This window comes from Psychrobacter sp. CX97 (assembly GCF_057396285.1).
In genome coordinates this window covers 1-26,590 of sequence record NZ_JBXYJE010000005.1, presented here as the reverse complement: position 1 = coordinate 26,590, position 26,590 = coordinate 1, and the positions used below count along the sequence as shown (strand labels likewise).

The following is a 26,590-nucleotide window of genomic DNA, read 5'->3' as shown; positions in this document are numbered from 1 at the left end:
GTAATTGTAATTATTTGTTATTAATGCCTTACTTATATAGGGGTATTTGATTTTATTTCAAGTGTTGTTTGAAAGAAACCTAAACCATCCCTCTCACTCTTGCCATAATCCCACGTCCAATCACCAATCTCACATACCCAATCGCAATAACCAACAACACCGCTACCAACAACACCGCACCCAAGGCAAAGCGATCCCAAGGAATGCTAAAGCGTAAATTAAACCACTGGGTAATTAGTACATATGCCGTAGCACTGGCGAGCAACACCGCAAACGCTCCCGCACTGATGCCAAGTAAGCCAATCTCAAGCATATTAATTTTATATAAATCCCGCTTTTGCATACCGAGCAATCGAAACGAGGCACTATCCCGTAAGCGGTCTTGTGAAGTAGACAGCAAGGAAGTAATCAGCACCATAATCCCCGTAATCATCGCAAGTAGAGTAAACACCTGCACCAGTCGGCTCATCTGACTCACAAAGCCTTGAACTTGCTTGGCAATCGCCCCGCCATCAATAGTGGTAATCGCTGGGAACGCACGCACAAGGTCAGTTTGTAATTGGGGAATTTGAGTGGCATCTACTTTGGTGGTGGCAAACTGAATTTGTGGTGCATCCGCCAACACCTCAGGCTCAAATAAGAAATAGAAAAACGGACTAGGGCCACGCTCATAACGCTCACGGATACTAGTGATTTGTCCGACAATTTCAATACCCTGAATGTTAAAGCGTACTTGATCACCCATACCCACATTGAGTAGTTCAGCCGCACTGTCTAAGATGGATAACGGGACTATCTCATCTTCACTGCCTACTTTATTATTAGCCTGAGAGTCAGCCGTAATCGGTGCATAAAGCTGGTCAGGCGCAACCGACTCTTTAATAAACTCGGTATCCATCACGCTATCGGCATAGCTGAGATTAAACACCCGAGTCGGGTCATCACCCTCACTTTGTGGCACCACAATTTTATCAGCAGCAACACCGCCTGCCTCAGTCACTCTTGCTCGTACTACTGGATAATAAGTAATCGGCGAGTCAATCATCGTGTTTAATGTATCATGCTGATCGCTTTGTACATCGAGCAAAAACAAATTCGGCGCATCTTCAGGATACGCTTGCACAAATTGTTTATTGAGGCTATGGTTTAAGAGCGTAATCATAGTCAATACTGCCACCGATAAGGCGAGGGTCACAAAAAACAGCCCCGATTGATTGCCTTTACGGGATAAATTATGCACGGCAATTCGTGCCATCCAGCCCGACTGTTTACCCACAAGCCTCTTACCAAACAAGCCACGCTCAATCAATTTCGCTAACAGCCACAGCCAACCCTTACCGAGTAACCAAAAACTGCCTGCCAGTACCAGCATTCCGCCCAATACCTGCAAACCTGTCAGCAGCGAACCAAACTCATAGGCGAGTAGCCCATAACTTGCCAGCAATACTAACCCATACCAATATAAGGGCGGATGCTGGCGGGTATTGCTTGTAGACTGTTTTAGCACCGCTGACGGCTTGGTATGGGTCACCGCATATAAGCTTTGTTGCACCACTAATAGGGTTATCACCAGCGCCACGATACTTATTTTGACTAAACTTACTAGCTTAATAGACAGCTGAATATCAGGGGGCAAAATAGCGGTTAAATACTGAGCACCAACATTCAGCATTGCCAAACTTAACAACCCTGAGGCAATACATGCCAGCACCGCCATCCCCAAAAATAGCAGATAATAACTGTGCTTAATTGAACGCACCGACTCACCGAGCGCACGGCGAATGGCATTTGAGTTTTGTTGCAACCCAACAAACGCCTTTACCACGCTCAAGAGTGCCACTGCTGATAAAAACAACACCGCAATCACCAGCAGTTTTAAGAACATCAGTACATTATCCGATACCTCAGTTACCGACGTATCTGACTCATCCGCCGTGGTCATTTTCACATCTTGCGAGGCGGGCAGGGCGTCAATAATTTGCTTAAGCTTGGTGTATAAATTGGCAATGGCATCCGCTTTTGTATCAGTATTCCCCGCCAACTCAATGCGATAATTGACTCGGCTACGTTGTCCCAGCAAATTGGTCGCTGCCAAATCGCTATCCGCCATTAATACTCGTGCGCCAAATCCAAAGGCGGTCAACGGACGATCGGGTTCAGTGACCAGCTCATCGGCTATGGTAAACACCGCATCACCAATCTTGACTTTATCGCCGACCGCCAACTCTAGCCCTGTCAGCACTTGAGTTTCCACTACTACCGTATTGGGCGCAAGCTGTTGCCAAAGTGGTTTGCCTGATGCTAGAACCACCTTTCCATATAGCGGATATTGGTTCGATACTGCCTTTACACGGGCGAGGAGGGTTGTTGCATCTGAATCATTGCCAACATTACCATTAGGATTGACGCTAGACACCATCGCATTAAACTGATAATCGTAGACCACGCCTGTTGACTCGACATTACCTGTATTGGAATCAACGGATTTTGAATCTGTTAGTGACCCAAACGCTTCTACAGCATCTAACACATCGGGCGTCCACGCCTGTTTACTGCTTAAAATCAAATCACCACCGACCAGTGCCCGCTGATTATCAGTCACATAATCCCGTACCGACTGCTGAATCGAATCCAGCGTCAAATAGGTCGATAACGACAGCACCATCGCCAACAAAAATAACAACGGATACACCCAATGCCGCCACCAACTGCGCTGTAGCGATTTACTACCTAGATTGGAATACGAAGATTGAGCGGGTATGATATTCGTCGTGTTGTTGGTCTTATCTGTGTTCATAGGGGTGCAACTGTTTATCGATTGTAGATGGTATATTTAGTGGGATTTATTAAGACTCGTTAAGACTTAACTAGGTTGGCAATTAGCCTACTACCAGTCTATTGGTTTTCCTGCCCAGTCTATAAAGCTGTCTGTACTTTCTGTGGTCAACTCGCCCAATACTTTCAGTAGATTGTCCGCACACTGTTCGGGCTTAAATAATTTGTTCTGAGGCACATTCGCCTGAAAAGGTTTAGATAGTGGTGTATCTACCGTTCCAGGTTGTATCACTATCACACAGACATTTTTTAAAGATCGACTCCATTCGATTGAGAGTGTTTTCATACCCATATTTAGAGCCGCTTTACTCATTCGGTAGCTGTACCAACCGCCTAATTTATTATCACTGATACTGCCAACACGAGCGGAAATGGTCGCATAAATAGCAGGCGCCGCGTCACTGGGTTTACTGGCTTTTAACAGTGGCTTTATATACTTAGCAATCAGTAAGCTCGGTAAGGCATTTACTGTCATGTTCTCAATAAAGAAGTCTGGATCAAGTTGTCTGATTGTTTTTTCAGGTTGGTGGGTGTCATTGTGCAATAGTCCTACCGCATTGATGACCCAGTCAATATAGTCAACCTTGTGGCTAATATGCTCAATCGCCTGTTTAATACTTGGCTCAGAGGTCACATCCATTGCCAGCCAGACAACTTTATCACTGCTTTGTTTTGGGGGTTGACGCAGGTGATACGTTGCAAATATTTGTATTATTTCATTATCATCACTCATACGTTCTAGTAGCGCCTTGCCAATGCCACCGGTGCCACCGATAAGTAATATTGTTTTCTTAGATTGCATATTATTCCATTTATAAGTTCAAGATAGCCGCTAAGCTTTTTTATGTGTTAGTGCTATAGAACAGTTAGGGAATGTTTATTCAAGGCACCCTATCAGTATCAGACTACCTACAAAAGGACTTAATTATGAACCATCATGAAAAGTTAAACTACGTAGAGTTTACCTCAACAGACTTGGCAGCAACCAAAGCATTCTTTACTGCTGTTTTTGATTGGCAGTTTACCGATTATGGTGACCAATATACGGCATTTGAAAACCAAGGTTTAGACGGTGGGTTTTACCACTCCGATAAAGTGAACTTGACTGATAACGGGGGTGCTTTATTGGTATTTTACAGTGACAGTCTGACATCGACCTATGATAAAATTGTAGCAAATGGCGGCAATATCCTAAAAGACACCTTTAAATTTCCCGGCGGTTATCGCTTTCATTTTACCGAGCCAGGTGGTAATGAGCTTGCAGTGTGGTCTGAAAGTAATGAGTAGTAAAAGAGTGTAGTAGCATAATAATACCAAATCTAGAAATTAACCTATCGAGAAAGGCGAGTGCAAACGCTATAAATAGTAGGTTCAATGAGCCTGACAAAGATAGGTTATTTTATAGGAAAGGTATAAACTTACAAAATCCCATCCTAGCCTTCCCTTTAAAAAAGGGAAGGGGCGACTTTAATAACTTATTTCAAAGTATCAAAATTCTCATTTTTAGCAGTGCTCATCATCTTTGAGTACAACAAAAACTTATCTTAAAGCTAAGTATATTAATGATTAAAAATCTTTAACTCTAAATTTAAAAAATGAACCTATTAAGATTGCCCCCTTCCTTTGGCAAAGGAAGGGCTGGGGATGGATTATCTAGACCAATTCACGATATATATCTATTAAGATGACGCCCTATGAAGCATAGCTTAACTCTTGCGAATCTAAAAAGGTCTCCCAGAGCTTTTATTAACGCTTCTCAGGACAGGGGATGGATTTATTAGACCAAGTCAAAACTCCAATAACCGACCCTTAACAACCTCATCAACAACAGCATGTATTTGCGTCAATATCTGTCTATTATCATATCGTAAAACCATTATCCCAAATTCAGCTAAGCAACTATCACGAATGTTATCTTTTTCAAACCCTTGAGTTGTATAATGTTGGCTACCATCACACCCAATAACCAACTTCGCTTTTGGACAGTAAAAATCAACAATATAATTCAGCAGGGGACGTTGACGGTAAAACTGTACGTCTGCAATTTGCTTTCTACGTATTTTAGACCACAATAGTAGTTCTGCTTCGGTTTGATTACTGCGTAGATGACGGGCAGGCTCTTTTAAATTCGGGTTTGCAGGTAGCGTCTAAGTCCTTATTTATTTAAGCGTAAAGTCAGGTTCGTATAATCCCGCCAACCCCCCTTTGAGAAAGGGGGCTAAAACCTTAGAAATTCACGTAAGGATTGTCGTCTTTAAATTTTAAAAAGTTTGCCTAGAGCGGTTATATTAAGCTGAATGTCAAAAGATTGCCCCCTTCCTTTTCCAAAGGAAGGGCTGGGGATGGATTTTCTAGACTAAACCACATTTTATAAGAATAAATTTCCGCCTTTTAAAAGAGGGGCTTTTTGGTTATCTGAAATCCTAGATTGTAGTGACATAATAGGTTATGAAAGTTAACTTAACTACAATCCTTATCATCCCAACACCCGCCCATCATGAATAGTAATTACCTGATCTGCATTTTCCGTTAAGGCAGGGTCATGCGTGACCACCACCAAAGCCGTCCCCGACTGTTGTTGTAGCTCAAGTAGTAAATTCATTACCTGCTGCGCATTTTGCTCATCTAAGTTACCTGTCGGCTCATCGGCAAAAATAATTTTTGGCTTAGCGACCAATGCCCGAGCCAATGCGGTGCGTTGTTGTTCACCGCCTGAGAGTTGATGCGGTAAGCTGTCACGACGATGGGTTAATCCAACGGCAACGAGCAGTTCTTCGACACGATTGGCATCAGGCTGGCGGGCAATATCGAGTGGAAACGCAATGTTTTCGGCAACGGTTAACGTCGGCAACAAATGAAAGGACTGGAACACAAAGCCCATATCTTGCTGACGTTTTTGTGCCAGTTCATCCTCGCTCAAGCTCGTTAAATTCTGACCATTTAACCAAACCTCTCCGGTATCAGGGTAGTCCAGTCCTGCAAGAAGCCCAAGCAAAGTAGATTTGCCCGAACCTGATTTACCCATGATTACCGCAAACTTACCTGCACCAATACTCACATTAACGTCTTTGATAATGTCAGTTTTGGTGTCGCCAATCAGCACACTTTTACTTAAATTACTGGCATACAATAGAGGTTTGTTAGTCTTACTTGAATTAGCGTCACTTACCGTTTTACTCATCGACTTACTCATTGGGCTGTCTCATTTGGCTCAGCCTCTTTACTCTCTACAAATGCTTCAAGTGTCGGCTTAAGTACGGGCAAAATATTATTATTAACAATACGACTATAGCCTTCTGCTGTGGGATGAATAGCATCAGATTGGTTTAACTCTGCCACACCCCCAACCCCTTCTAAAAAGAACGGGATAAAAGCAAGGTTATACTCTTTGGCAAGTTTGGGGTAAATAGCAGAAAAATCTTTGACATAGTCATTACCTAAGTTGTCATAAATTTGCATACCACCTAGTACCACAACACTACCGTCACTTTGCAAACGCTCAATAGCGGTACGAATGTTTTGCTCTATTGTTGCCACGTCAATACCGCGCATCGCATCATTAGCACCAATAGTTAAAATAGTAATATCAGGCTTGGTTTTAAGTGCCCAATCAAGGCGATTTACGAGACCCGTACTGGTCTCACCGCTCAGGCCAGAATTAACTACTTTTGCATTAACATAGCCTGCATTCTTAAGCGCTTTTTCTAATTGGGCAGGATAAGCATTTTCCTCAGCCAACCCTAACCCTTCTGTGAGAGAATCACCTAATGCCAAAATGGTAATGGGTTGTTCTATTCGTTGAATATCGGAATATTTTGATATGCCATTTTGATTAGTATCTGAAGTTTCATGTGGAACAGAATCAGTTGCATTCTTAAAAGATTCTAATTGGGCAGTATTATCTACAGGCGCATTGCTATTCGCTTCTTTATTTGGCGCTTGGCTACAAGCCAATAGGCTAACAGTAGTTACAAGTGCCAAACTTAATGATTTTACTAAAGATTTATTCAAGTGGGGTTTTCTTGAGGAGAAAAGCATCAGGACTCCATGATGATGTCTAATTTTAGGGTGCTGGTTTTTATAAGGGAGTATTTTTATAAGGTGACTATAGTCATGGTAACAAGTTTGACTGTTTTAGGCTGTTTTGAATTGGTTACATAAACTATTTGCATTAAGCGCAATAAAAAAGCCTCAAATCATAGCCTAGCTTAAAGCCATGATTTGCAGCGCTTTTAGGATGGTTCACTTATACAGTTATGAAGTTTCAAAGAGTTAGAGGGTTCAAAGTTATTGTCTGGCTTAAAAGTACCAATTACTGATTATCATATAAGTCACGAACAACCTTACCAATTACCTCAATACCTGCCTTTAATGTTTCATCACTTGCCGCAATACTCATGCGAATACATTCATGCGCATGGCGGAAATCGGTAACATCTAAGCCTGGATAAAAATGCTCGCTTGGTACTACTAAAGTGGCTTCGGTTTTGAGACGCTGATATAAATCGCCAGTGGTAATCGGCAAGTCTTTAAACCATACCCACAAGAAAATTGCCCCTTCAGGTTTATGAATCGCCATAGGATAATCGCCTAGCTCACTTTTTAGTAGACCAATGGCTCGTTTGGCTTTCTTGGCGTAAAAGGGTTTGATGGTATCATCACACAGGTGCTTTAACTCATCCGTTTTAAACAGAGGCGCTGCTATGGCAGCACCAAAACGAGTGGGGGCTAAATTCACTACCGCATTCATGGCACTGACTGTTTTTATAATCTTTTGATTGCCTATCACAATACCAGTACGCACACCAGGTAGGCCTACTTTTGATAGGCTAAAACATAGCACTATGTTGTCATTCCAGTTCAGTTTCACTTTTGGATATATAATGTTTGGAAAAGGTTCGCCATAGGCATTATCAATGATGAGCGGTATGTTGTACTTTTCAGCAATTTTAGACAGATGAGCCATTTCTTCATCGGTCAATACATTACCAGTTGGATTGGTTGGCCGTGAACAGCAAATAGCGCCGATCTCGCCATTTTGTAATGCCGGTAGCTCTTCTATTGTTTTAAAATCAACCTTATATTTAAAGAATCCATCTTTACCTTCGTGCGTGACCTTTTCAATGTCAGGTTTAATCGCTATGAAGTGTTGACCATCAATATGTACATCGCCATAGCCCAAGTATTCCGGTGCCAATGGTAATAAAATGGACTTGGTAGTATCCACGCCATTCTCTTCAAATGCCCCGCCAAATAGGTTAAACAGATAGAAAAAAGCATTTTGTGATCCATTGGTTAGAGCAATATTATTACGAGTTAGCCCCCAGCTATAGTGACGATTAAAAAAATCAACGAGGGTATCAATAAATTTCGCATCGCCTTGAGGGTTTGAGTAGTTGCCCATTGAATCCATTGCGGGGCTGTTAAGACCACCATCTTCAAGTGATTTATAAGTGCGTAGATAAGCGTCATTAACCTTATCAATGCGAGCGGGATTACCACCACCGAGCATATTGACAGGCGTTTCGCTTTGCAAGGCATTGCCTAAATCATCCATAAGCTGTGAGATAGAACTAGGTTGGATGAACTTTTGACCAAATTTAGAAAACTTCATAAGCATGCCAGTTATAAAACTAAGTTGAGTTAATATTGAGTAAATAGTGTCTTGTGTATCTTCGTACCATGTGAAGTATGAGTGAAGTATGATGCTATCTTCATTAAACTGCTATGCCAATTAACATATTATGCCGATTAAGTTTCGACAGTGAGATATTTTAATGAGCGGGGCGTCCATCAACCATGATAGGTCGAGTCGCAAACCACGCCATGACAACGTTAAGTGCGGTAAGTATCAATATAAACATCAAAGGCGTATCCCATCCGTGAGTTTGTTCATGTAACCAACCAGCACCATAGGGACCAGTAAAAGCCACCAAATACGCAATTGTTTGTGCCATGCCAGATAGCTTGCTGGCTTGAATAGGCGTATAGCTACGTATAGAAAATAATATCATCATTAGCGTAAAAATTCCCGCACATCCAATCCCCATAAAAATACTCCATAACCATGCTAGGGAAGCTGAGAGATAGGTCATACCGAAGACGCCAATAACATTTAAGAGAGCCGATATCACGGCAATTTTTTGTATTGAATGACCACTGCGAATAAACCAAGTTATACCAATAACAGTAGCGGGAGCTACCAGTTGGAATATTGACCCCATGTTACCCCCTTCAACTTGAGATAACCCCTTACTAATCCATATCGAGGGCATGAAGCTGGCAACCACATAAAACAACAAAGACTGTAAGCCCATAAATATCGCTATTTGCCATGCTAATGGTAAACGCCATACTGAAATTTCATCTGCTATTTCGCTGCTCGACGCGTCCATTGATGAAGGCAATTGATGTGAAGAGCCTAGTTCTAAACGTAGAATAACCCAAGCTATGATTGCTGCTATACCTAAGATAGCCCAGCTACCTAAAGCCCATTGCCAGCCCACTCTTTCACTCATGGGATAAACAACTGCTGCTGCAATACCGGCCATTACCGCCATGGTTAAACTAAATAAACCTGTAATAAGAGGGATGTTGTTGGGGGTTCTTTGCTTAATAACAGGGGCCGCCAAGGTGTTGGCAAAACCGATGGCAAATGACAGTAGTAAAGTTCCCGTTAAGAAGCCAGACCAGCTTACCCAAACTGTGCGTAATATTAGCCCAAATGTCAGTACGATAAGCGCCATGATTAACGTGTTTTCAATACCGAAACGTTTGGCAATGCTGGGCGAAAGAAGTGCGCCCAACGCGAACATAATCATGGGTACAGAGCCTAACCATCCTATATGCCATTCACTAATATTCAAAGCATCTTGGACGACAGGCGCAATTGATCCTAGTGCGACAAATGGAGATCTCATATTGGCAGAGAGCAATACTATAGCAATTAGAACCAACCAAAAGATAGTACGAGACGTATTAGGGTTTGAATGGGACTTGCGTATGTGAGTGGGGCTTGATTTTAAGCTAACAGGTTGGTTGGGAGTAGTATGTGACATAGCTAATCAATTAGCCTTTATCTTCAGTTAACATTAGTTTTTTTTACTGGTTAGGGCGTGTCCTCTTTTTAAGCAACTTACATACAGTAACTGACATAAATTAACTTACATACAGTAACTTGAATCTCATGGTTCACAAACGGCCAAATTATCGCAAACTGGCTATGATTTCTAGTTAATATGCAATTATGTCCTTCAAAACCATTTGTGTTTGATGATGATTTATCTTATTTTGTCCCTCATAAGCTAAATGAGGATACACCTTACTAACATACATTCTAATAAGCATAGTAAAAACCACCGCAATGAGGCGATGGTTAGTGATAGAAGCATCACTGAGTGTCTATTCATTCAGCAAGCTTTTTTCTATTTTCTATCTTACTATTCTAATGAATGAAATAAAGCAAAGCCAATACTAATTGAGTAAAATTAATAGTTAATGGCTTTATTGTGTCAGTTTTAATCTAGGTAATAGATTTACCGAGCTGCTTTGCTTTTTCGACATTGAATCTTAATTTTTCTTCCCCAGAGCTTTTATCACATTTATTGGGATCATCGCCACAAAACTGGCAAGTTTCATCACCCATTAAGTTCGCCACACGCCCGCACGAGCCACGCAGTGGCTCTTTTTTTATCATATAGCCGATACCCATAAATAAGAAAAAAAGCACAAATATAGTGAAGGTAACTGCAAAGATAGGGAGTAATTGAGCGAGCATACATACCTCGACATGTTTGAGTGAGAGTTGGCGCGACCGTATAAAAAGAGCCCTATAACAAGCGCTCTGAAAGATGCAGACAACTCTTAGATATAAAGCTAGTAAGCCAACAGATTTATTATATAAATGTCAGTTTATATATAGACATTTTAACACAGTGCATTTATAACAACAGTGGGCTTACCTTATCGTATAAATACTCAAAAGAATTGTATTAAATACGCAAATGAATGCGGTAATCCGAGTGATGAATTAAACGTTAGATCACGTGAATGCCGATATAAGTGACGGCGCCCGCTAAGTAACCGATTAGGGCAAGCCAACTGATGCGTTTTAAATACCACATAAATGGAATTTTCTCCATACCCATGGCCGCGACTCCAGCTGCAGAACCAATAATTAAGCAGCTACCGCCAGTACCCGCACAGTAAGCTAAAAAGTGCCAAAACGCACCATCTTGTAAAAACTGACCTTGACGGGCAAGCTCATCACCTGTTAAACCTGCGATAGTTGAGTCGGTCAGAAGAGGGTACATTTTCATTGCACCAGCGACTAAGGGGACGTTATCGACCAAAGAGGATAACAAGCCAATAAATACGTTGATAATGTATAAATTGCCAATAGACTGGTCAAGCCACAGCGCCACATCCGTTAAATGACCTGCCGTAGCCAGACCTGCCACCGCAAGTAAAATACCTAAGAAGAATAAAATACTTGGCATATCAACACGGGATAAGACCCCAACAACAGTGACATGCTTTTTAACGTACCAATCCTCATGGCGATGGGCAATTTCAGTGAATACCCAAAGTACACCAACCCCAAATAAAATACCCATATAAGGCGGCAGATGAGTAATGGTTTTAAAAACCGGCACAAAAGCAAGTGCGCCTAAACCAAGCAGCAGCACACTAAGACGCATTCGACTGCTAACATGCTGCTGCGCTGCCGTCAATTCAAGGTTGGAATCATCGGCAAGTTCATGGGAGCTGGCTGGTATCCCTGCCATTACCATAGCGGGTGTTTGAACCTCCCCTGAGTCATCTCCTAGATAGTTACTGCTTGTGGATTGCACCGCGGCTTTAATGGGTTTGGGACGATTTACTTCTTTGCCCCTGAATAGCAGACTTAGCAGTATTAAAGGTACAATAGCGGCCACTAAGCTTGGTACAAGAAGATCGACGATAATACGGCTAGCGGTCACTTGGTTACCAATCCATAACATGGTGGTGGTCACATCCCCAATAGGAGACCATGCTCCGCCTGCATTTGCACAGACAACAACAATACCCGCATACCACCAGCGCAGCTCTTTATCCTCTACCAATTTACGCAGTAGCGATACCATCACAATGGTCGTGGTTAGATTGTCTAGAAGTGCTGAGAAGAAAAAGGTAAGTGTACCAATTGTCCATAAAAGCTTAATGGCACTAGAGGTGCGAATACGGTTGGTAATGGCAGCAAAGCCATCATGCGCATCCACTAATTCTACGATGACCATAGCACCCATTAAGAAAAATAAAATTTCAGCAATCTCGGCTAAATGATGCTTAAGCTCGGTGTTTAATAACTGCGAGACGTTATGGCTATCTGCTGGGCTGGTTAGATGATCGGCAAGTAAAGTGTCTGCACCAAATACAAGCAGTGTCCAAATAATGGTTGCAGTAAGGAGAGCCGATGCCGCTTTATCTATATGAAAGTTATGTTCTAGAGCAATAGCGATGTAGCCTAGTACAAATACTAGCGCCATCAATGAATAAATCATTGTATGTATGTCCTTACTGTAAACGTCTCGTTAATATATAAATCCAGACTATTCTAAACCATTTACAAAAATTAATATATGTAACGATTTCACTATTGGAATGGTTTGCCCAGTTGGATTTAGCATAACAGACGCTTCAGTGGATAATGGGTAATGAAATTTAAAAAACACTAGTTAGCTTTTCCAGCTCGTAGTGCTTTCATCACAGGGGTTTCCACTATTTCCCACTTATCGAGCAAACGACCTGTCTCTACATTTTGAGTACCTGATTGGTTTTGGTTGGCGGTATCAATAGGCGTGTCATTTGTTGTAGAAAACGTTCCTTCCATATTGCCATCTTTAGGAATGATAAACATTGCCGCTAGATTGTTCTCTGTTGCCGTCTTTAATGCTTTCTCATACGTCATCGCTGTGAGTGCGGTTGCCCAAGCATCGGCTAGTGATACTGATTCAGCAACGACGGATACAGATGGCGCTCCGCCACTGATAGGTTGCCCAGTGGTCGGGTCAATAGTATGGCTATAACGCTTATTATCAAATACAACAGAATTTCGGTAGTTGCCTGAAGTGGCTAAATGTAATTTATTTTGAGGGCTAGGCTGACGAATACCTGCAATGGTTTGACGTTCGGTTACACTACTGTCAATGACAGGCGCATCGATGGCAATCTGCCATGGGTTTGTTTGCGCATTCACTCCTGACGTTGCCACTTCTCCGCCAATCTCAACCATGTAGTTATTGATTTTATAGCGATTAGATAAAACATTTGCGATAGCATCCACAGCGTAGCCTTTTGCCACAGCAGAAAAATCCAACGCCACCCCTTTTTTTGTTTTGGTTAGAGTATTGCCCGATAAGACAATGTCATCAAAACCCATAAGCGATTTAGTCGCCTTAATATCATCGAGGCTCGGGGGATTTTGCAACCGATCGACCGTTCTGACACTACCAAAGCCCCAAAGATTAATTAAGGGCATGACAGTAGGGTCAAATGCGCCACCAGATTGCTCATAGACCTGCTTAGAGTCTTGTAAGACTTTGATAAAATCGTCATCAACCGTTATTGACGTATCCGCAGCCAGTCTATTGAACTTTGAGATTGTTGAGTCATCTTGGTAAGTCGACATGCTGTCGTTTATCTCAATTAAACGCGCATCAACTGCCTGACTTATGTCTGCAATATCTATATTGTCAGGTTGTTGATAACGAATATGATAACTGGTGCCCATCGTCTCGCCTTCAATATAGTCATATTGAGGGGCTTGTTGACAGGCGCTTAGGCTTATAGCAGAAGCAAGAAAGAGGCTACTACTTGATGCGCCAGTAATCCATAGGGTTGGTTTTTTAAACTGTCTTCTCATAAGCGTCTTTTCTTATTAATTCTGTCTTGTTAAATAAGTTGTGTGACATATCCAATTATTCATTCCCTTCAAGTCAAGAATGAAACACAGATAGGGGAGGGGCGAGTGTTTCTAAATTTAAGAGCCATTTAATAGAGAGATGTTGGCTGAATTAACAGAAGGCTCAACATAAAAGACACTGTATAAAAAAAGAGCCTCCTTAGAGACTCTTAATTTAGCATATATTATTCTGTGTTAGGGTAACTGTTGATTAACCACCCAGCATTAACCACCAAAATCATCAAGTAAGATGTTTTCGTCTTCTACGCCTAAGCCGTGTAGCATATCAATCACTGCCGCATTCATAACCGGTGGCCCACACATATAATATTCACAGTCTTCAGGGTTTGGATGATCTTTAAGGTACTCTTCATAAAGTACATTATGGATAAATCCAGTGTAACCTTCCCAGTTATCTTCTGGCTGTGGATCTGATAGGGCAACGTGCCATTCAAAGTTATCAAACTCCTCAGCAAGGGTGTCGTAGTCTTCAACGTAAAACATTTCACGTACAGATCGCGCCCCATACCAGAAAGTAATTTTACGCTTAGAGTGTAGCCGCTTAAGCTGATCGAAAATGTGTGAGCGCATTGGTGCCATACCTGCACCACCACCAACAAACACCATTTCTGCCTCAGTGTCTTTAGCAAAGAACTCACCATATGGCCCTGAAACGGTTATTTTATCACCTGGTTTTAGACTAAATACATAGGAAGACATTTTGCCTGGTGGAATCCCGTCTGGACCACGAGGCGGTGGACTTGCAATACGAATATTGAACTTAATAATACCTTTCTCATCTGGGTAGTTAGCCATTGAGTAAGCACGGATAACGGGTTCATCCACTTTAGATACGTATTTATATAAGCCAAATTTCTCCCAATCGCCACGATACTCTTCATCGACGTCAAAGTCTTTGTAGTGGACTTCATGCGGTGGCGCTTCGAGCTGAACATAACCGCCAGCACGGAAGTTAACTTCTTCACCGTCAGGAATTTTCAACACCAGCTCTTTAATGAACGTTGCCACGTTGTTGTTAGACACAACTTCACATTCCCATTTCTGCACATCAAAGAACTCGGGATCAATCTCAATTTTCATATCTTGCTTGACAGCAACCTGACAAGCCAGACGCATGTTATCGCGGATTTCGCCTTGAGTAAAATGACCTTCTTCGGTTGGTAGGATTGACCCGCCACCTTCGAGAACTTTACATGTACACTGACCGCATGTACCACCACCACCACAAGCAGAAGATAAGAAAATACCTTCACTTGCTAGGGTTTGTAGTAATTTGCCACCAGCAGGTGTCACCACATCATTGTCAGGATCGTCATTAATATGAATGGTGACATCCCCTGAGCTGACTAATCTTGAGCGAGCTACCAAAATAATAGCTACCAAACTCATGATAATCAGGGTAAACATGGCGACGCCGCCAATGGCGGTACCAAATAACTCCATGATTCTTGTCCTTATTTAAATATTAAAAATCGCTTGTTCATCATCATTTAGGCATGATTTAGGATAGGCAAATCGTTTAAATTGACATGCCACCAAATGACATGAATCCTAGCGACATCAATCCGACAGTAATAAAGGTAATACCTAGGCCGCGTAAGGGGGCAGGTACGTCCGAATACTTTAGCTTTTCACGGATACCAGCCAGTAATGCAATCGCTAAAGCCCAGCCAAAGCCTGCACCAATACCATAAGTAACAGATTCAGTAAAGTTATAGTCACGCTCAACCATGAATAAGACACCGCCTAAGATAGCGCAGTTCACAGTGATTAGCGGTAAAAATACCCCAAGGGCGTTATAAAGCGATGGGACAAATTTATCCAAAAACATCTCTAGAATCTGAACGGTTGCTGCGATAAGTGCAATATAGCTTAGTAACCCTAAGAAGCTGAGATCCATATTCGGAAAGCCTGCCCAATCCAGTGCGCCACTCTTTAAAATAAACTGGTATAACAGGTTATTTAAAGGAACAGTAATGGTCATCACGGCGATGACAGCAATACCAAGCCCTAGTGCGGTGGAGACCTTTTTTGAGACAGCTAGAAAGGTACACATCCCCAAGAAATAGGCCAAAGCCATGTTTTCAATAAAAACAGACGTAATAAATAGACTAGTATAGTGTCCCATTAGTGTCCTCCTCCATGAGCTAGGCCTTTAGATTGGGGTTTCATGACAAACTCAGGTTCCTCAACTTGCTCAGGCTTCCATATACGAATAATAGTAATGAACAACCCAATAATAAAAAACGCTGAGGGAGGTAGTAATAACAAGCCATTAGGCACATACCAACCGCCATCAGTCACTGGATTTAAAAGGGTAATACCTAAGAGACTACCGCTACCTAATAATTCACGAATTACGGCGACAAATAATAAAACAGCTGAGTAGCCAAGGCCATTACCAATGCCATCTAAAAAGCTTGGTACAGGAGGGTTGCTCATTGCAAACGCTTCAGCCCGACCCATAACAATACAGTTTGTAATAATTAGCCCGACGAATACAGAAAGTGATTTGCTCACATCGTAAGCCACTGCTTTTAGAATTTGGTCAACCACGATAACCAGAGAGGCAATAATGGTCATTTGCACGATGATACGGATGCTAGATGGAATGCGGTTACGAATTGTTGAGATAAAGAAACTTGAGAATGCAGTCACAAGGGTTAATGCAATACACATAACCAGTGCGTTTTTAACACTTGTGGTTACTGCTAGCGCCGAACAGATACCCAAGATTTGTAGGGCAATTGGGTTATTATCAAATATCGGCGTAGTTAAGATTTTTTTTGTATCTGTAGCCATGTTATGCCTCCTCGCCCGCAGTGGTTACTGCTTGAGCAGCTAAATCTTCTTTAGTATCTGCTTTATCATTACCGCCTGCGCTGCCACCACGTAAATTATCTAAAAATGGTTTATAGCCTTGATCGCCAAGCCAAAATTGCACTAGGTTGTTAACCCCTTTACTGGTTAGTGTCGCACCACTAATGCCATCAATAGGTTTACCCTTACCCACGCCAACTTCGACTTCGCCTTGCTCACTATAAGCATTGACCCCTTGCCATTGATCGCGCCATTTTTTCTCTTCAATACGCGCGCCCAGACCCGGTGTTTCTTTATGAGAGTACCAGCTGATACCTTTAATGGTGTTTAAGTCGCTCTCTAGGGTTAAGAAGCCATAAATAGTACCCCAAAGGCCATATCCATGAATGGGTAAGACCATCAGTTCAGGATTGCCCTTGGCATCGTTTTTAACAAATACTTTTGCAAATTTGGGGGTTGCACCGATGCTAGCAGGGTCATTGTTACCAAGATCTGTACTTAAAGCAGCATTTTTTGCGGCTTGATTCGCATCGTAACTATTAACATCGGTAATACCTACTTCTGAGAGTTGATCTTCAGTCGCGTACTTCCCACTTTGTAAATCAACAAGCTTAACGTCAAAATCTTCAAAACGTTCAGCAACATCTTCGTTAGTATCTGTTATAGGATCAAAGAGACCTGCTGCAACCAAGATGTTTTTATTAAGATCCAACATTTGGTTTTTGACTTGCGCTGGCTTTAAGCCTACGGCTACGGCTGATACCAAGACGGAACACACCAAGCACAAGACTAGTGCCACCATGATGGTAGTCATGTTTGAGTTTGAGCTTTTCTTAGCTTTTTGATCAGTCTGCTGGGACATGACGCATCCTCCGAGCGGTTTGACGTTTGATGTTTGCTTGAGTGACAAAGTAGTCAAATAAAGGCGCAAACAAGTTAGCGAATAAGATAGCCAGCATAATACCTTCGGGGAAGGCAGGGTTAACAACACGGATTAACACAGTCATAAAACCAATGAGTATCCCGTATGCCCAGCGCCCTTTATTGGTATGAGCAGCAGACACTGGGTCAGTTGCCATAAATACCGCACCAAAAGCAAAGCCACCTAATACCAGATGCCAGTGGAATGGCAAACTCATCATAAGATTGCTTTCTGACCCAACGATGTTGAATACAAGCGACGTAGCAACTAAGCCAACCACACAGCCCGCCATAATGCGCCAAGATGCGATACGCGTCCAAAGCAGGAATACGGCACCAATTAAAATGGCTAGGGTTGATACCTCGCCGATACTGCCTTGCATATTGCCTAAGAAGGCATCCATCCAAGTGATGGCATTGCCATACGCATCAACAAACTGATCAGGGCTAATGCCAATCGCCGCAAGACCTAGGGGCGTTGCTCCTGAAAAGCCATCAACTGCCGTCCATACCGTTTCGCCTGACATGTAAGCAGGATAAGCGAAGTAGAGGAAAGCACGACCAGCTAGCGCAGGGTTCAAGAAGTTCTTACCCGTACCACCAAACACCTCTTTTGCAACCACAACGCCAAAGGAGATCCCTAAGGCCACTTGCCATAATGGAATATCTGGGGGTAAACAAAGCGCAAACAGTACAGAGGTTACAAAGAACCCTTCGTTAACTTCGTGACCACGCACCACCGCAAAAATTATCTCCCATGCAATACCAACCGCAAAGGTAACGATATAGATGGGTAGAAACTGCATGGCGCCGTATACGAAAGCTGCCCAAATACTGTTGGGGTCATAGCCTGCCATATTAGTAATGACAGTGCGCCATCCTTCAGGCTGTAGACCAAGTTGTTGAATAGCTGTTAGTGCCTGAAACCCGACATTGTACATACCCCAGAACATAGCAGGAAAGGTACATAACCAAACCACGATCATGATACGTTTTAAGTCAATACCGTCACGCACATGCGAGGCTGAATGCGTAGTACTACTAGGCTGACGTAAGAAGGTATCAAACATCTCAAATACAGCGTAGTACTTTTCAAATTTGCCGCCTTTAGTAAAGGAAGGCTCTAGGCGGTCAAACATATTATGTATAAATTTCATTAGCGTTAGCCCTCCAGCTCAATGCGAGTTAAGTTATCACGCAAGATATCGCCAAATTCATACTTACCTGGCGATACAAAGGTGCACAGTGCCAAGTCTTCTTCATCAAGCTCTAAAGCACCAAGGTCTACTGCTGAGACAATATCTTCAACAATCAAAGCTCGCAACAACTGCGTTGGCAGGTAATCTTGCGGCATAACTTTTTCATAGACACCAATAGGCACCATCGCACGAGGTGAGCCGTTGGTAGTTGTTGTAAAGTTGTATTTTTTGCCACTAAAAAACTGAGAAATATATATAGGCAGTTTGGAGAAACGGTTTGAACCCAACCTAAAGAAGTGAAAGGCTGGACGCTCGTGACCTTCTGCCAACACACTCACTTGATTGTGGAAGCGTCCAAGATAGCAGGTGGTGGGAATCGTCTTACGACCTGACAATACTGAGCCAGATATGATGCGGTTATCGTTACCGACAAGCTCTCCATGAGTGAGCTCTGTCACGTCAGCACCGCGCTCTGTCAGTACAAGACGTGGTTTAGCAACTCCGGGTCCGGCCAAGCTGACCAAACGACGCGTATATAATTGTCCCGTGGTAAAAAGCTTACCAATGGCAATTACATCTTGGTAACCTATGGTCCAAACGGTAACATTGCGACTGACCGGATGCAAAAAGTGAATGTGCGTGCCGGCATTACCGGCTGGATGTACACCACTAAATGCATGATATTCAGTAGCGTTACCAGCTGCAATACTAGTTGCTGTGTCAGTCACTTTCGGGAAGCTTGAGTTACCATCATAACAAACATATGTTTTTGGCGATAGTACTGACAGTACTGCTAGACCATCATTAAAAGCTTGAGCTTCTTCACTAATTAGCACCATAGGGTCAAACGCTAATGGATTGGTATCCATAGCAGTAACAAATATGGCCTGAGGGCGAGCGCCGATTTCTGGACTGCGGCTGTAAGGGCGGGTACGAAAAGCGACCCATTCGCCTGACTTGATTAGCTGAGCTTCAACCGCTTCTGGATCAAGTCGTGCCAATTCAGCTGAGTCATATTTATTAAACTCTACCTCGCCACCAGAGGGATCAACCTTAATGACTAGGCTTTCGAATATACGACGCTCGCCACGATTTATCTGGACTACCTTACCTGAAGCGGGTGCGGTATAAATGACACCAGCCCGTTTTTTATCTTCATAAACAGGCTGGCCTTTGGTGACGATATCACCAACTTTAACGTTCATTGTAGGCTTCATGCCGACATAATCGTAGCCGACAAGAGCAACGTGCTTTGGCGAATGCTGGGTGATTTCACTGCTAGGTGCGCCAGCAATGGGCAAATCAAGCCCCTTTTTGATGGTAATCATAAGCGAACTTATTCCATAAGCGAAGAAGAGCCAGACGTCCTGTTCAGCATTAGCAAGCCACAAGTGGTGCTGTGGAACTAAAAGTGTGGCATCACGAAGATAAGAGGTGGTTTTAATGTGTTGTGAAAATAATGCGTAACAGACTTAAACATGCGCATAAAACCTATAAAAACTGGCGTGTACACCCGTCCTTACCTCTTAAAATTGAAGACAGTGGCGACTGGCTACCAAAATACATATACAATTTAACCTAGGATTATACGTCAAATTACCATAAAATTGCCAGTCTGTTTACGAATTATTGCTAGCCTTAACGCTTATTTTCTTGCAATTATAGATAATATAGTTAAGGCTTTAGCCGTTCTCAACTGTATTTAGATATGAAACAAATATAGAAATCTACTCACTTATGTAACTAAGCTTGAGGCTTTGTATGAATAATCCCGATAAAACCAATGTATTAGACAAACCATTCGCTCCAGTATCACCATTAATCATTCCCGCAATAGATTTAAAAGATGGCAAATGTGTGCGTCTCAAACAAGGACGTATGGAAGATGACACCGTTTTTTCAGACGATCCTGTGGCAATGGCAACCCGTTGGGTTAACGAAGGCGCCCGCAGGTTACATTTAGTGGATTTAAACGGAGCATTCGATGGCGTACCCGTACACAAAGATGTGGTTACAGAGATTGCCAAGGCGTATCCTAAGCTACCCGTTCAATTAGGGGGAGGCGTGCGTAGCCTACACACCATCGAACAGTATATAACCGCAGGACTGACCTATATCATTATTGGCACCAAAGCCGTTGAAAATCCTGAATTTGTTGAAGAAGCCTGCCGTGAATTTGGCGGTCACATTATTGTCGGAATTGATGCCAAAGAGGGTATGGTTGCGACGCACGGCTGGGCGAATGTGACGGATGTAAAAGCCACAGAACTTGCCAAACGCTTCGCAGATGCTGGCGTCTCCTCCATTGTGTATACCGATATCGCCCGAGACGGCATGATGCAAGGCGTAAACGTTGAACAAACGGTCAATCTTGCCCGCACAGGTGGCATTCCCGTTATCGCCTCAGGTGGCGTAACTGACATGAAGGATATTGAACTCCTTAAACCTTACGGCGACTGTATTGAAGGCATTATTACAGGACGTGCTATTTATGAAGGCACTTTAGATTTAGGCGAAGCTCAGTATTATTTAGACAAATAGCTTATCTAGATAGCTTAGGTCGTCAGCAGAATTTTAGCTATTGTGACAAGACAATATATATAGCTATAGTCAATCAATCTGAAAAGTTGGCCGACTATAGTAATCGCCTGTATGGTTTGTATCCTCTATGTTCTGTATAGAGTTAATCCTATGAATAGCTGGTGCAAGAACGAGTAAAGCTAAAAACAACCAACAGCATAAAAGTGAAGAGATAATGACTGGATAATAGGGATAAGTTGTGGCCTCTATTGACATTTATTCAACCCAAATTTAATCCATAGCAAGCTCATAATAGCAACCCCATAAAAAGGACTGGTAGATAATGACACCGCCTGTTAACTTGCCGTGTACCGATAAAGCAACCGCTTACGTTACACCACATCCTATTAAAAACCCGCTTATTAAAAGACGTTTGATTGAAAATGGCTCGCTACGCTTTTTACCCCTGTGGTTTGGGATTTGGGCGTTTTGCCTGTCTATCCTATCTGCGCAAGCGGTAGAGGGAGTGCATCCTGATCAACACGAGCAGTCGTCTACACAACAGACAACGGTTTCAGACACTCAGCCAACAGCATTGCCGCAAACAGAATCAGAAACAGATTTGAGCGATAACGTCAATGATACTAAGCCTTTTGAGGCGCTAAAGCCACATACCCCAAACACTGGCAATGTGCCTGCGGCAGGCAATTTAACAGAAAAAGACACCGTCATTGCGACCAAACCAGATCAGGTCAATGACAGCGATATAAAGCAACGCATTACCGGTATTTTTTCAGAAATTGAAGGGTTGAAAGCCATTACCATCAGAGTCAATCAGGGGGTGGTAAGCTTATCGGGCAACGTGCCAAATGAGAAAAAAGCGCAACAGGCCATCAATTTAGCCAATCGAGTCAGCGATGTGGTGGCAGTGGAAGATCGCATCAGCCGTACCCTAGATGTGCAAGACAACGTGACCCCAGTGATTACAGGGTTAAAGCAGCAGGCACAAAGCTTTATTCAAGCATTGCCATTATTATTGGTAGCTATTTTGGTATTTGTTGCCGTCGTATGGTTCGGCTCTTGGTTGTCTCGCCGTGGTTCACTTTGGCAACGCATTACCCCCAATCCCTTTGTGGCCGAACTATTATCACAATCTGTTAAGGTCGTTTTTATCGTGATTGGGTTGATATTGGCGCTCAGCTTAATAGGCGCCGAAGCGATTATTGGTACCCTGTTAGGTGGGGCTGGCGTTATTGGTATTGCAGTCGGCTTTGCGGTAAAAGATACCATTGAAAACTACATCGCCTCCCTCATGCTCAGTGTTCGTCAGCCCTTTAGAGCGCGAGACTTCGTCGACATTAATGGTCAAGAAGGTATCGTCGTGCGTTTAACCAGTAGGGCTACCATTTTGATGACATCAGATGGCAATCAGCTGCGTATACCGAACTCCGAGGTATTTAAAGCCACTATCTTAAACTACACCAAGAACCCAGAACGCCGTTTCAGTTTTAAGCTGGGCGTAGATGCTAATGATGACCCGCTTGCTGCGATTAAAGTAAGTATAGATGCCATTAATGAGCTGGACTTTATACTTAAAGACCCCAAAGCAATTGCTATCATTGACGAAGTTGGCGACTCCAATATCGTATTAGAGTTTCAAGTATGGGTAGACCAAACCGACACAGATTTTTTAAAGGCACGTAGTATCGCCATCCGTGAAGCCAAACATGCCCTGGAAGAAAAAGGCTTCAGCTTACCAGAACCTATTTATCGTATGCGTTTTAATGGCGATCTAGAAGACGCCATTAAGCACTTAACTAGTGCGACGGTACATAGTGCAACCGTGGTTGCTGATGGCGATTACCCTGACAATGATAGGCCTCAACAACCCGCGACAGACGCTCCTCGCTTACCGAATGAGGCGGAGAAAGTTGACTTACGAGAGAAACAAAAAGCGAAGCAACGTGCCAAGCAAATATTAGGAAATCAACAGTCAGATGACATGCTCGATGCCCGACCAGACCCCAAACTCATGCAAAAAGTAGAGGAAGAGATTCAGGATGGCTCAGGGGACAAAGACCTATTAGACAGTAACAGCCCACAGGAATGACCCCCTTTCATGCCCTAATCCGCGCATAACAGGTCATGACATCATAACAAGTCATCAAACCGCTGTACTGTAGCCGATCCTGCTTTACACTACTATCTGCCAGCCTGAACAGGGCAGTGGTATCAGCTTAGGTTGTCGCCTGCTTCGCGCGCCACCCCAAGTCTGACCACCGCATCCTGCCCAATCTGTCAGTATATCCGCTTCAATCAGGGCTAGCGGTCACATCAAATTCTTATCACTATCAGACGATATAAAACACCCGCTTTATAATACCCTCAAATCAATGGGCTTGTTTATCAGTGAGTTTCAATCCTTTTAACACAATAGCAATAGCAAGAGAAAAGACTAAGGAATCAACCAGCGTTTTGTTTTCATTATCATAATAAGAAAGAATGTTATTTGAAATTGTACTACTAATACTATTCTCTAGCGTTATCTTGGACACACAAAATAACAAGAAGAGAAGCAACGCTAATAACTAATAACTTATAAGAAGGTCAGTAAATTTCTAATATACATAGTTAATAAGGAGAGAAATACACTATGACTGGCTGATCTTTTAGTAGGCTTTTCTTCTAGATTACAGAAACTGGTCACTACCAAGCAATACTTATATTGAAAAACGCAGACCCTTATAAAAGCTAGAAATTATGAATGTTGTATACGCTAACAAAAGTATTTAAGACGGTTACTATGCGCTCATACCAAACACTCTTATAACGTCAGTATCCAATTACAAAGACACCTTTAAAATCAGATTTTTTTAAAAGGGCAAAAAAACACAAAAACCGCTTGACCGCATTAAAAAAGAGTATATACTACGCCACCTGTTGATAAGAAAGCGAACCTAGCAAGCAGTATTGATCACTTTGAAGAGAAGGGATCAGGGCGGTTGAAAGAGGGAAGCGAAGAAGGATTAAGTGTTAATTGTCAGAAGGCAGGAAGCACTTAAAACTAGGATAAAAAAACTTCTTGACACACAAAAAAAAGCGTCTATAATACGCACCTCATTAAAGGAAACGAAGTAAACAACCTGACTTGAAAGAGAAGGTTTAGAGCTTTAGGAACCTAAATGAAGAATAAATAAAAGCTTGACAGATATATAGTTAGACCATATACTAGACGGCTCACTAAGTAAGAACGGCAGATAGCTTATTATTACATTATTAGTGAATAACTTACCTCGGACGACGAGATAAGTCAACTATTTAAAAACTAGAATCAAAGAACAACTTGTGTGGATTTTTGTTGACATAGAATGCTGAGAAATTAAAGTTGGGGCTATCTCTTATCGGGGTAGTGACTAACTATAAAAATTATCATTCTTAACAGCAAGAAAACTCGAAGTTAATTCATTTATGAAAGAACGGAAAGAAGAACGCCAGAAAGAATGAGCCAAGTTTTAGTAACCTCTTTAAAGGGTTACATAGCAAGATTAAACTGAAGAGTTTGATCATGGCTCAGATTGAACGCTGGCGGCAGGCTTAACACATGCAAGTCGAGCGGAAACGATGATAGCTTGCTATCAGGCGTCGAGCGGCGGACGGGTGAGTAATACTTAGGAATCTGCCCAGTAGTGGGGGATAGCACGGGGAAACTCGTATTAATACCGCATACACCCTACGGGGAAAAGGGGGCGCTTGCGCTCTCGCTATTGGATGAGCCTAAGTCGGATTAGCTAGTTGGTGGGGTAAAGGCCTACCAAGGCGACGATCTGTAGCTGGTCTGAGAGGATGATCAGCCACACCGGAACTGAGACACGGTCCGGACTCCTACGGGAGGCAGCAGTGGGGAATATTGGACAATGGGGGCAACCCTGATCCAGCCATGCCGCGTGTGTGAAGAAGGCCTTTTGGTTGTAAAGCACTTTAAGCAGTGAAGAAGACCATACGGTTAATACCCGTATGCGATGACATTAGCTGCAGAATAAGCACCGGCTAACTCTGTGCCAGCAGCCGCGGTAATACAGAGGGTGCAAGCGTTAATCGGAATTACTGGGCGTAAAGCGAGCGTAGGTGGCTTAATAAGTTAGATGTGAAATCCCCGGGCTTAACCTGGGAACTGCATCTAAAACTGTTGGGCTAGAGTAGGTGAGAGGGAGGTAGAATTTCAGGTGTAGCGGTGAAATGCGTAGAGATCTGAAGGAATACCGATGGCGAAGGCAGCCTCCTGGCATCATACTGACACTGAGGTTCGAAAGCGTGGGTAGCAAACAGGATTAGATACCCTGGTAGTCCACGCCGTAAACGATGTCTACTAGTCGTTGGGGGACTTGATCCCTTAGTGACGCAGCTAACGCAATAAGTAGACCGCCTGGGGAGTACGGCCGCAAGGTTAAAACTCAAATGAATTGACGGGGGCCCGCACAAGCGGTGGAGCATGTGGTTTAATTCGATGCAACGCGAAGAACCTTACCTGGTCTTGACATATCTAGAATCTTGTAGAGATACGAGAGTGCCTTCGGGAATTAGAATACAGGTGCTGCATGGCTGTCGTCAGCTCGTGTCGTGAGATGTTGGGTTAAGTCCCGCAACGAGCGCAACCCTTTTCCTTAGTTACCAGCGGGTTATGCCGGGGACTCTAAGGATACTGCCAGTGACAAACTGGAGGAAGGCGGGGACGACGTCAAGTCATCATGGCCCTTACGACCAGGGCTACACACGTGCTACAATGGTAGGTACAGAGGGCAGCTACACAGCGATGTGATGCGAATCTCAAAAAGCCTATCGTAGTCCAGATTGGAGTCTGCAACTCGACTCCATGAAGTCGGAATCGCTAGTAATCGCGGATCAGAATGCCGCGGTGAATACGTTCCCGGGCCTTGTACACACCGCCCGTCACACCATGGGAGTTGATTGCACCAGAAGTGGGTAGCCTAACCTTCGGGGAGGCGCTTACCACGGTGTGGTCGATGACTGGGGTGAAGTCGTAACAAGGTAGCCGTAGGGGAACCTGCGGCTGGATCACCTCCTTATTGACGCATTCGGTCAGCAAGAATTCACAACAAGTTGTTCTTTGATTTTAGTAGATAAAAGCTTTAATAAGCTTTAGAAGATTGTGCAATAGCATAGCTTTTTGAAAATCCTATTTAAAGGATTTTCCTTGCGAAGCTAAAATTGCAATGCAATTTTTTAACGCTTCTCAGGGTCTATAGCTCAGCTGGTTAGAGCACCGTGTTGATAACGCGGGGGTCGGTGGTTCAAGTCCACCTAGACCCACCAT

At 43.0% G+C, this 26,590-nt stretch carries 18 protein-coding genes, 1 tRNA gene, 1 rRNA gene and 1 pseudogene; 5 read left to right on the top strand and 16 right to left on the bottom strand.

The annotated features are described in order from the left end of the window. Positions 1-79: 79 nt before the first annotated feature. Together AC2SLL_RS05265 and AC2SLL_RS05260 are read right to left on the bottom strand one after the other, a co-directional pair. Complete coding sequence (locus AC2SLL_RS05265) at positions 80-2,797, bottom strand: ABC transporter permease (protein ID WP_486530637.1); 2,718 nt, start codon at positions 2,795-2,797, stop codon at positions 80-82. Between the two features lie 90 nt (positions 2,798-2,887). Further along, positions 2,888-3,637 carry an SDR family oxidoreductase gene (locus AC2SLL_RS05260; protein WP_486530636.1) on the bottom strand — a complete coding sequence of 250 codons (750 nt, stop codon included), beginning with the start codon at positions 3,635-3,637 and terminating at the stop codon, positions 2,888-2,890. A gap of 125 nt (positions 3,638-3,762) precedes the next feature. Between AC2SLL_RS05260 and AC2SLL_RS05255 the strand changes: the two genes are divergently transcribed. Then, a complete protein-coding gene (locus AC2SLL_RS05255) occupies positions 3,763-4,122 on the top strand; it encodes a VOC family protein (RefSeq protein WP_486530635.1) in 360 nt (119 codons plus the stop codon). A gap of 500 nt (positions 4,123-4,622) precedes the next feature. On the opposite strand, the pseudogene AC2SLL_RS05250 reads toward AC2SLL_RS05255, so the two are convergent. The 14 genes and pseudogenes from AC2SLL_RS05250 to AC2SLL_RS05185 form a co-directional block, all read right to left on the bottom strand. Further along, positions 4,623-4,976, bottom strand: a pseudogene (locus tag AC2SLL_RS05250) (endonuclease domain-containing protein); the annotation flags it as partial. Between the two features lie 335 nt (positions 4,977-5,311). Beyond that, complete coding sequence (locus AC2SLL_RS05245; RefSeq protein ID WP_486530634.1) at positions 5,312-6,028, bottom strand: ABC transporter ATP-binding protein; 717 nt, start codon at positions 6,026-6,028, stop codon at positions 5,312-5,314. Then, entirely contained in the window at positions 6,025-6,846 is an 822-nt protein-coding gene (locus AC2SLL_RS05240) for an arylesterase (protein ID WP_486530633.1), read from the bottom strand. The genes AC2SLL_RS05245 and AC2SLL_RS05240 overlap by 4 nt, the downstream gene beginning before the upstream one ends. 301 nt (positions 6,847-7,147) lie before the next feature. After that, on the bottom strand, positions 7,148-8,449 hold the full coding sequence (locus tag AC2SLL_RS05235) for a valine--pyruvate transaminase (RefSeq protein ID WP_486530632.1): 1,302 nt from the start codon (positions 8,447-8,449) through the stop codon (positions 7,148-7,150). A 160-nt stretch (positions 8,450-8,609) separates the two neighbouring features. Then, on the bottom strand, positions 8,610-9,893 hold the full coding sequence (locus tag AC2SLL_RS05230; protein ID WP_486530631.1) for an MFS transporter: 1,284 nt from the start codon (positions 9,891-9,893) through the stop codon (positions 8,610-8,612). 464 nt (positions 9,894-10,357) lie between these two features. Continuing rightward, positions 10,358-10,612, bottom strand: a complete 255-nt coding sequence (gene nqrM, locus AC2SLL_RS05225) for a (Na+)-NQR maturation NqrM (protein WP_486530630.1) — start codon at positions 10,610-10,612, stop codon at positions 10,358-10,360. Between the two features lie 259 nt (positions 10,613-10,871). Further along, positions 10,872-12,377, bottom strand: a complete 1,506-nt coding sequence (gene nhaD, locus AC2SLL_RS05220; protein WP_486530629.1) for a sodium:proton antiporter NhaD — start codon at positions 12,375-12,377, stop codon at positions 10,872-10,874. A gap of 170 nt (positions 12,378-12,547) precedes the next feature. Further along, complete coding sequence (locus tag AC2SLL_RS05215) at positions 12,548-13,738, bottom strand: FAD:protein FMN transferase (protein WP_486530628.1); 1,191 nt, start codon at positions 13,736-13,738, stop codon at positions 12,548-12,550. 264 nt (positions 13,739-14,002) lie between these two features. Then, on the bottom strand, positions 14,003-15,241 hold the full coding sequence (gene nqrF, locus AC2SLL_RS05210; RefSeq protein ID WP_486530627.1) for an NADH:ubiquinone reductase (Na(+)-transporting) subunit F: 1,239 nt from the start codon (positions 15,239-15,241) through the stop codon (positions 14,003-14,005). A gap of 76 nt (positions 15,242-15,317) precedes the next feature. Then, entirely contained in the window at positions 15,318-15,926 is a 609-nt protein-coding gene (gene nqrE, locus AC2SLL_RS05205) for an NADH:ubiquinone reductase (Na(+)-transporting) subunit E (RefSeq protein WP_486530626.1), read from the bottom strand. Then, a complete protein-coding gene (locus AC2SLL_RS05200; protein WP_486530625.1) occupies positions 15,926-16,600 on the bottom strand; it encodes an NADH:ubiquinone reductase (Na(+)-transporting) subunit D in 675 nt (224 codons plus the stop codon). The genes nqrE and AC2SLL_RS05200 overlap by 1 nt, the downstream gene beginning before the upstream one ends. Position 16,601: 1 nt before the next feature. After that, positions 16,602-17,480 (bottom strand): Na(+)-translocating NADH-quinone reductase subunit C, encoded by an 879-nt coding sequence (locus tag AC2SLL_RS05195; RefSeq protein ID WP_486530624.1) that lies wholly within the window; start codon positions 17,478-17,480, stop codon positions 16,602-16,604. Beyond that, on the bottom strand, positions 17,464-18,696 hold the full coding sequence (locus AC2SLL_RS05190) for an NADH:ubiquinone reductase (Na(+)-transporting) subunit B (RefSeq protein WP_486530623.1): 1,233 nt from the start codon (positions 18,694-18,696) through the stop codon (positions 17,464-17,466). The genes AC2SLL_RS05195 and AC2SLL_RS05190 overlap by 17 nt, the downstream gene beginning before the upstream one ends. Positions 18,697-18,701: 5 nt before the next feature. Continuing rightward, the gene (locus tag AC2SLL_RS05185) at positions 18,702-20,066 is read right to left on the bottom strand and encodes a Na(+)-translocating NADH-quinone reductase subunit A (protein ID WP_486530622.1); all 1,365 of its coding nucleotides are present in this window, start codon (positions 20,064-20,066) and stop codon (positions 18,702-18,704) included. Positions 20,067-20,499: 433 nt separating this feature from the next. Between AC2SLL_RS05185 and hisA the strand changes: the two genes are divergently transcribed. The 4 genes from hisA to AC2SLL_RS05165 all read left to right on the top strand — a co-directional run bounded on the left by hisA (position 20,500) and on the right by AC2SLL_RS05165 (position 26,589). After that, a complete protein-coding gene (gene hisA, locus AC2SLL_RS05180; RefSeq protein WP_486530621.1) occupies positions 20,500-21,279 on the top strand; it encodes a 1-(5-phosphoribosyl)-5-[(5-phosphoribosylamino)methylideneamino]imidazole-4-carboxamide isomerase in 780 nt (259 codons plus the stop codon). A 322-nt stretch (positions 21,280-21,601) separates the two neighbouring features. Continuing rightward, positions 21,602-23,368, top strand: coding sequence for a mechanosensitive ion channel domain-containing protein (locus AC2SLL_RS05175; protein ID WP_486530620.1), 1,767 nt, complete (start codon positions 21,602-21,604; stop codon positions 23,366-23,368). A 1,437-nt stretch (positions 23,369-24,805) separates the two neighbouring features. Further along, positions 24,806-26,342 (top strand): 16S ribosomal RNA (locus tag AC2SLL_RS05170). Between the two features lie 170 nt (positions 26,343-26,512). Next, a tRNA-Ile gene (locus AC2SLL_RS05165) sits at positions 26,513-26,589 on the top strand. Position 26,590 lies beyond the last annotated feature (1 nt).

What these genes read in the sequence shown, in the direction of transcription:
- AC2SLL_RS05185 (WP_486530622.1), bottom strand. Translation starts at nt 20,066, where the DNA reads ATGATTACCATCAAAAAGGGGCTTGATTTGCCCATTGCTGGCGCACCT.
- AC2SLL_RS05265 (WP_486530637.1), bottom strand. Translation starts at nt 2,797, where the DNA reads ATGAACACAGATAAGACCAACAACACGACGAATATCATACCCGCTCAA.
- AC2SLL_RS05235 (WP_486530632.1), bottom strand. Translation starts at nt 8,449, where the DNA reads ATGAAGTTTTCTAAATTTGGTCAAAAGTTCATCCAACCTAGTTCTATC.
- AC2SLL_RS05230 (WP_486530631.1), bottom strand. Translation starts at nt 9,893, where the DNA reads ATGTCACATACTACTCCCAACCAACCTGTTAGCTTAAAATCAAGCCCC.
- AC2SLL_RS05245 (WP_486530634.1), bottom strand. Translation starts at nt 6,028, where the DNA reads ATGAGTAAGTCGATGAGTAAAACGGTAAGTGACGCTAATTCAAGTAAG.
- AC2SLL_RS05200 (WP_486530625.1), bottom strand. Translation starts at nt 16,600, where the DNA reads ATGGCTACAGATACAAAAAAAATCTTAACTACGCCGATATTTGATAAT.
- AC2SLL_RS05195 (WP_486530624.1), bottom strand. Translation starts at nt 17,480, where the DNA reads ATGTCCCAGCAGACTGATCAAAAAGCTAAGAAAAGCTCAAACTCAAAC.
- AC2SLL_RS05260 (WP_486530636.1), bottom strand. Translation starts at nt 3,637, where the DNA reads ATGCAATCTAAGAAAACAATATTACTTATCGGTGGCACCGGTGGCATT.
- nqrM (WP_486530630.1), bottom strand. Translation starts at nt 10,612, where the DNA reads ATGCTCGCTCAATTACTCCCTATCTTTGCAGTTACCTTCACTATATTT.
- AC2SLL_RS05215 (WP_486530628.1), bottom strand. Translation starts at nt 13,738, where the DNA reads ATGAGAAGACAGTTTAAAAAACCAACCCTATGGATTACTGGCGCATCA.
- AC2SLL_RS05190 (WP_486530623.1), bottom strand. Translation starts at nt 18,696, where the DNA reads ATGAAATTTATACATAATATGTTTGACCGCCTAGAGCCTTCCTTTACT.
- nqrF (WP_486530627.1), bottom strand. Translation starts at nt 15,241, where the DNA reads ATGGAGTTATTTGGTACCGCCATTGGCGGCGTCGCCATGTTTACCCTG.
- nhaD (WP_486530629.1), bottom strand. Translation starts at nt 12,377, where the DNA reads ATGATTTATTCATTGATGGCGCTAGTATTTGTACTAGGCTACATCGCT.
- AC2SLL_RS05175 (WP_486530620.1), top strand. Translation starts at nt 21,602, where the DNA reads ATGACACCGCCTGTTAACTTGCCGTGTACCGATAAAGCAACCGCTTAC.
- hisA (WP_486530621.1), top strand. Translation starts at nt 20,500, where the DNA reads ATGAATAATCCCGATAAAACCAATGTATTAGACAAACCATTCGCTCCA.
- AC2SLL_RS05255 (WP_486530635.1), top strand. Translation starts at nt 3,763, where the DNA reads ATGAACCATCATGAAAAGTTAAACTACGTAGAGTTTACCTCAACAGAC.
- nqrE (WP_486530626.1), bottom strand. Translation starts at nt 15,926, where the DNA reads ATGGGACACTATACTAGTCTATTTATTACGTCTGTTTTTATTGAAAAC.